This window comes from Mesorhizobium sp. M2A.F.Ca.ET.037.01.1.1 (genome assembly GCF_003998075.1).
Lineage (GTDB): Bacteria > Pseudomonadota > Alphaproteobacteria > Rhizobiales > Rhizobiaceae > Mesorhizobium.
This window is the reverse complement of record NZ_RZSA01000990.1, coordinates 1-2347: the sequence shown is the minus strand read 5'-3', so window position 1 is coordinate 2347 and position 2347 is coordinate 1. Positions and strand designations below refer to the sequence as shown.

5 protein-coding genes are annotated in these 2347 nt (G+C 63.5%); all 5 read right to left on the bottom strand.

All coding sequences use genetic code 11. The features are described from left to right. Positions 1-50 precede the first annotated feature (50 nt). On the bottom strand, positions 51-551 hold the full coding sequence (locus EOA27_RS32360) for a DUF1643 domain-containing protein (RefSeq protein ID WP_245491228.1): 501 nt from the start codon (positions 549-551) through the stop codon (positions 51-53). 1 nt (position 552) lies between these two features. Continuing rightward, complete coding sequence (locus tag EOA27_RS32355; protein WP_127258277.1) at positions 553-1134, bottom strand: hypothetical protein; 582 nt, start codon at positions 1132-1134, stop codon at positions 553-555. Next, positions 1131-1697 carry a hypothetical protein gene (locus EOA27_RS41685; protein WP_127258275.1) on the bottom strand — a complete coding sequence of 189 codons (567 nt, stop codon included), beginning with the start codon at positions 1695-1697 and terminating at the stop codon, positions 1131-1133. The genes EOA27_RS32355 and EOA27_RS41685 overlap by 4 nt, the downstream gene beginning before the upstream one ends. Further along, the gene (locus tag EOA27_RS32345; protein WP_127258272.1) at positions 1694-1906 is read right to left on the bottom strand and encodes a hypothetical protein; all 213 of its coding nucleotides are present in this window, start codon (positions 1904-1906) and stop codon (positions 1694-1696) included. Before EOA27_RS32345 ends, EOA27_RS41685 begins: the two co-directional genes overlap by 4 nt. A 120-nt stretch (positions 1907-2026) precedes the next feature. Further along, positions 2027-2347: hypothetical protein (locus EOA27_RS32340; protein ID WP_210214191.1), on the bottom strand; the 321-nt coding region annotated here is incomplete at its 5' end.

Sequence of the window (2347 nt, the reverse complement as noted above, 5' to 3'; positions counted from 1 at the left end):
GCACATAATCATGCGCCCGAGGCGGAACCGGGCGCGATCAACATAGACGCTCACGCGAACGCCTTCGGTACGGTGTCCGCGCTGATGTAGAGCGGGTGCCCCGGAAAGCCCTCGGCGGTCACCTTGAGGGCCAAGGGGTCGGCGCCGGCCTCGCGAAGCACCGCTAGGGCGAACCGGCCCCGGTCGTTCAATGCGCCGTGGGTGCCCCATCCACAAACCACTTTCTCGGCTTCGCGGGCGATGCCTCGCAACGCTTCGTCATTGTCTGGCCCGACCGGGTCCGCATGGCTGTAGAGCCCGCGCGGGTCCGTTGAGCGTAGCGCGAAGATATTTCCGAGCACAAGGCCGCCGAAGCCCCACGCCTTCGCGAACCCGATGCAACGGCGGATAGTGGGGTCGTCTTTCGTCTCGTCCGCCGTGCTCGGGTTGAGCAAGATGAAAGCGGCCTTCGGCCCCCTTCCCCACTGGCGCTCTAAACGATACCGCCACGTTCGACAGGGCGAAAACGTGGCGGGATCAAAGCGGCGGTCATTTTCTAGAAGGTCGAGCAAGTCAAAACCTCTTGAGCGTTTGGGGTGATATGTGCCCGTCATTATGCAGAAGGATCAGGCGCAAAAGAGTCGCCACGCCATTTTGCATTTCGCGTTTGATCGCTGGCGCCGGCACCGCTGGCATGCCCTCGGGCAGCGGCAAGGTGCTGCCATCCTCTACGCCGATGGCGTCAATGACGCGGTGTAGGTCGTCTGCCGCCTGGCAAGCCATGAGGCGCCGCCCACGGTAGTTCCGGCTCATGTCTCGCGTCATAGCTTCGATGCGCGATTGCAGAGCCGCGACCTCGGCCTTCAACGATTCCACCTCGGGAGCGTCCGGCACTTCGCTTTCGTGCAGCACGGTAAAGTTCTCCGGCTCTATGGCCGCCTCGCGGTCGGCCTCGGCCTTGGTGTAGCGGCCCGCCGCCACCTTTTCCGTTGTGTAGCCAGCACGGTTCGGGCGGTAGAAATAGCCGTTTTTGCGGATAAGCCATTCGCGGCGCTCGGCGCTTGTCAGTGCATCGAATTGCCGGCGGATATCGGCCGGGTCAGCGTCCGGCCAATACTCGGCGATCAGCACATCACTAAGCGGGTGTTGCGTCATGGCTTCGTCACCTCGCGATCAATCTTTTCGATTTCGGCGAGGATAAGAGCCCCGGCGCGCACAAGATCTTCGCGCGGGGTTCTCGGCTTCCACCATGACGGTTCGAAAAGCCAGCTTTCCGGCGGCTCATCCAACGGCGTTCCCTGGAACGGGTGCAGCACGCAAGCCGCGTTAAGGGCGTAAGCCGAGGCCGCGCCGGCAAACTCCCCGGCGTCATGCTCGGCGTCATCGTGCGCGGCGTCAAAGCCCTCGACCTCGACCTGGCGGCGACGCTCGGCGGCGATATCGGCAAGGGCGCGGCTCGAAACCCCCACACTCGCACCGGCGAGGTCGGGCACCTTTACGCCGTGCACTTCCTGCCATGCATACATGCGGTCAAGATGATCGGCCGCCGCCTGAATAATCGACGCATCGGCCTTGATGTGTCTTGCGCGCATGATCCAGTGCGCCAGGGTCCACGTTGCGCAAGCGTCTTGCGCCCGGATCAGAAACACCGGCTCGCCGTCCGGTATGAGCCCGGCGGGATCCTGAATGCGGTTATAGTCTTCTCTCGCGTGTTTCACGATTGATCCTCTACGGTGTGCCAGTCATCGCCGCGCACGTCCGCGCCGGTCATCGAATAGGGGAATGGCGGGACGTCGCCTTTACCAGTGAGGTCGAAAAGCAAGAGGCGTTCGGCTTCGCCGTTCCACGGCTCAACCATCAGCTTGACGGCGCGACGCTTGCCCCATTCGTCACGTCTGACGGCGGCGCCCGCGAGCACCGCCGCCATGGCCTCGGGGAAGGTCAAAACAGCGGGGCGATGTATCGGGCCAGGATGGCGGCGGCGGTGAGCGCCGTAGCGACTCCGCAGATGCCGCCGAAGCCGTAGGCCATTCCGCTGATGATCTGATCAAGGGTTTTCATTCTGAAATTCTCCCAAAAGTTCGGCGTAGGTATCGGCGAGGGCTCGGGCGATTTTCGCCTGCAGCTTCGCCCGGTGAAGGGTTTGCCAGTAGCCGGCGCCCATCGCTTGCTTGTGCTCGCGGGCGAAGGCCAAGTCGGCCTCTAACGCCGCCTGTTCTTTGGCAACGATGGCCTCGGCCGCCGCCGCCTTGCGCTCGGCGGCGGCGTGCAATTCTGAAAGGGTTGTCACTTTTTCCGGCGCCTCATGATGATGTCGAAGCCGAGCGTTTGCGCCACGGCGACCAGGCAACCAAGGGTCGGTTCCCTC